The organism is Lamprobacter sp. (assembly GCF_034860625.1).
Classification (GTDB): Bacteria; Pseudomonadota; Gammaproteobacteria; order Chromatiales; family Chromatiaceae; genus Lamprobacter.
This window is the reverse complement of record NZ_JAYESN010000278.1, coordinates 1-3,645: the sequence shown is the minus strand read 5'-3', so window position 1 is coordinate 3,645 and position 3,645 is coordinate 1. Positions and strand designations below refer to the sequence as shown.

Here is a 3,645-nt window from a genome sequence, read left to right as displayed (position 1 = left end):
TTTGATCATCTCTCACACGCGCACCTCATGCGTTTCTTGGAGCACCGCATCGGTGATCCGAACCTGTTACGGATCATACGACGGTTCCTGAAGGCCGGCATCATGGAAGACGGCGTGTTCAGTGCGAGCGTTGAAGGTGCCCCGCAAGGGGGCCTGGTCTCGCCCGTACTCAGTAATATTTACCTGCACTACGTCCTCGACCTCTGGTTCGAGAAACGCTTTGCTAGGCACTGCACGGGCAAAGCCTACCTGATTCGCTACGCCGACGACGATGTGGCCTGCTTCGAGCACGAAGCCGATGCACGGGCCTTCCTCACGGCAATGACGCAGAGGCTGGCCGAGTTTGACCTGGAGGTTGAACCGAGCAAGACCGCGCTGCTGCCTTTTGGCAGTCAGCAACTGGGGCGCGCGCGACAGGAGGTCGGCGAACAGCGCAGCTTCAGCTTTCTCGGCTTCACCCACTACGTGGGTCGTAGTCGACGCGGGCGGTTTGTGGTCGGTCGCAAGACCGATCGCAAGCGGATGCGCAAGAAGCTCAAGGATCTGAACGAGCGCCTGCGCAGAATGCGTACCCAGGGTGCCGAGGCCATGCTGACGTTTCTCCAACGCCACTTACGCGGGCATATCCAATACGACGGTGTCAGCGGCAACAGCCGCGGACTCAACGCCTACTGCTATGTGGCCAGGGGGCTGCTTTTCCGATGGCTCAATCGACGCAGCCAGCGCCGCTCGCTGACGTGGGCGCGCTTCTTTGCAAGGATCGCCCCGCAGCTCCCGACCCCGCGGATCGTCCATCACCTCTACCCCGTCCCTTGCTGGATGACTTAGGCTGGGAGCCGGATGGTGTAACACTCCAAGTCCGGTTCTGCGAGGAGCCGGGTAATGAAGCTGCGCATGGTCAAAATAGTGTGGCACCGCCGGGAAACCAGGCGGAAACTGAGAAAACAAACCTTGACCTAAACGCGGACAAGTTCCCGGCTTACTCTCCGATATCGGTTTTCAAGATGAAGCATCTGTTGATCTTCGAGATCACTCGGGTAAAACGTGGGGCGAACGTGGTGTTCGACCAAATGTTTATGTCACAGGCAAACGTGGCCGGCTAAATATTCTCTCCGTGGTTACAGCAAAAGGAGTTTTTTACTATTATGTCACTGAAGACAATATTGATTCAGATAAACTTATCCAGTTTCTAGAGGAAATTATTGAGCAGCATGATCGAGTAATCTTTTTGATAGTCGATCGAGCCTCTTTCCATATTTCTCGGAAAGACCGGATTTTTGTTTGGCAACACCGCGAGCAAATTCGTCTTTTTATCTGCCAGCTTATAGCCCGGAATTAAATCCAGACGAACATGTTTGGGAGGAGATTAAGGATAAACAGCTTGGGCGAGAGCCAATAAAAAGCAAAAGCAACTTAAGAGAGCGCTTAAATTCTGCGTTGGAATCTTTGAAATCTAATGCGGAACGCATAATATCGTTTTTCCATCTCCCTGAAACACAATATGCTGCTGAATAAGAATGTCTGGATATCTTATTCAAAGGCTATAAAACCACCGCCTTTAGGCGGTCAGATTTATCTTTGAAGCCTTTTTCAAGGGTTGTTAGAGATGGAGTATCGCTACCAATGCCATGAACTTAAGCGGTGCGACGGTAGGCGTTATGGAATCCGACCTTGAGTTTGCCGGGGTTTTTGCGTGGGAACTGGCGGTCTGGACGCACCGCATCGACGGCCTTTGAAAGCTTGCCGATCAACGCTGTGAGGATATTTGTCGGCGCCTGCAGCGTACCAATCAGCAAGCGCACGAGGGTGTTTTTCATGGCCGAGAGCGTACTGGTCCAGCGCACCTGATAGCGGTGCTTGCGGGCGGCATAGCCACGTGAGGCGATGAGCTGGGCGATGACGCGCACCATGCTCGCGAGGTTCAAGGCGAGGATCTTGGCGTGGACGTCTTGCTGCACGGCGAGCACCGAGCGCCCGGAGACGTTTTCGATTTCCACCCAGCGCTTTTGGCGTTTGTCGCTCTCCTCGGCTCCCCAGCGGCGATGATAGAGCGCCTTGAACAGCCGTGCGGGCAAGCGCTCCTCCTCCAGGACCGAGGTGGCCAGCACCTCGGTCTCGCCCTCGGGCAGGCGCACCCGCACGAGGCGTACGCGAATGGGGTCGGTGGGCAGCCCCTGTTGGCGGCAGTCACGCGCCTGCTCGGCGGAGGGCGTCAAGGTGATGAGGGTGCTGGTGGCGTCGCTGTTCCAGAAGGGTTCAGCGGCGCTGAAATGCTCACGCGGGAGGCGCATGCAGAACTCAACGCCGCGCTGCAGGTGCATCACCATCAGCCAGAATGCCGGATAGCCGCGGTCGTAGAGGAGGAGATCCTCGGGGTGGGCGGCCTCGAGATGGGCGATCGCCAGCTCGCGCTCACTGACACAGTAGGCGGCCAGTTGGAAGTCGGCGACCAGCTCATGGCCGAGGTCATAGAGCATGGAGGCGCGGGCGAGCATCGGGCCACTGGGCTGGGCGCCGAAAGCGCGCTCAAGCGCGGGCGTGTTGGGCAAGCGCAGTGTCGTGCCGTCGACGGCGCGCAGTCGAAAGCCATGCCACAGCGGCGTCGCACAGCCTGCGCGGAAGGTCTCGATGGCTTGACGGTTCAAGGCCGCAAACACCTTCGCCGACAGGCGTTTGCGCGCCTTGCAGACGGCCGTTGGCGTGGGCGTGGCCGAGGCCTCGGGTTGCTCTTCAAGGGTCGCAAAGAAGCCCTCGAGCTCCTGCTCGGTGCTGCCTTTACGCAGATTCAGCAGCCACGTCACGAGACGATGGAACGGCAAATCACGCGTTCGGGTGAACGCCTTCTCGTTGAGGCGAAAACGCTCGATCCACGCCGGCGAGAACAACGCCTGCCTGAGCTGCTCATACACGGAAGTCATGCAGGATACATGCTGTGCTTCCTCGGTGCTCAGTGTGACGTCGTTCGTACGCTTCATCGAGACGTTGACTCCTGGTTTGATTAGGGAGTTAAGATCTTAACAAAATCAGATTGTTAAGCCTTAAGTTCATGACATTGGTATCGTTACGGTAGCCATACGGTTTTCAAGATTCAGTATCATTTTGTGTTTGTCACGAAATATCGCTATCACGTTCTAAAAGGAGACGTTGCCCTGAAAGCGCGCGAATTGATCCGCCAAACCTGTGAGGCGTTTGAGATCGAGATTCTCAAGGGCGTCGTGAGCAAAGACCACATCCATATTCTGGTCTCTGCGCCGCCAAATATGGCTCCGAGTGAAATCATGAGGCGAATTAAAGGGCGCACATCGACAAAGCTCTTTGAGACATTTCCGGCGCTAAAAAAGCGCTACTGGGGTCGGCATTTTTGGGCACGTGGCTACTTTTGTGTGACCTCCGGCGAGGTGACAGACGAGATGATCAAGCATTATCTTGAGCATCACTTCGAGCCACGGGCAGAGGACAATTTCCGGACAGAGACACCCTAAACGGGTCTATTTGACCCGTATCCGGACTTTCAGTCCGTAAATCCAACCCACCAGCTTTAGCTGGTGGTTGTTGAGTTGGAGCCGATGAGCGGATTCGAACCGCTGACCTACTGATTACGAATCAGTTGCTCTACCACCTGAGCTACATCGGCGAGAGGAAGGG

At 56.1% G+C, this 3,645-nt stretch carries 2 protein-coding genes, 1 tRNA gene and 2 pseudogenes; 3 read left to right on the top strand and 2 right to left on the bottom strand.

What is annotated here, in order from left to right; translation table 11 throughout:
- Both VBE63_RS26060 and VBE63_RS31635 read left to right on the top strand, forming a co-directional pair.
- A partial coding sequence (locus tag VBE63_RS26060; protein WP_323685913.1) for a reverse transcriptase domain-containing protein occupies nucleotides 1-828 on the top strand: 828 nt, incomplete at its 5' end.
- A 163-nt stretch (nucleotides 829-991) separates the two neighbouring features.
- Nucleotides 992-1,515, top strand: a pseudogene (locus tag VBE63_RS31635) (IS630 family transposase).
- 119 nt (nucleotides 1,516-1,634) lie between these two features.
- On the opposite strand, the gene VBE63_RS26055 reads toward VBE63_RS31635, so the two are convergent.
- Complete coding sequence (locus tag VBE63_RS26055; protein ID WP_323685912.1) at nucleotides 1,635-2,975, bottom strand: IS4 family transposase; 1,341 nt, start codon at nucleotides 2,973-2,975, stop codon at nucleotides 1,635-1,637.
- An 81-nt stretch (nucleotides 2,976-3,056) separates the two neighbouring features.
- Here VBE63_RS26055 and tnpA point away from each other — a divergent pair.
- A pseudogene (tnpA, locus tag VBE63_RS26050) lies at nucleotides 3,057-3,482 on the top strand (IS200/IS605 family transposase); the annotation flags it as partial.
- A gap of 76 nt (nucleotides 3,483-3,558) precedes the next feature.
- Here tnpA and VBE63_RS26045 read toward each other — a convergent pair.
- Nucleotides 3,559-3,634 (bottom strand) — tRNA-Thr (locus tag VBE63_RS26045).
- Between the last annotated feature and the right edge of the window lie 11 nt (nucleotides 3,635-3,645).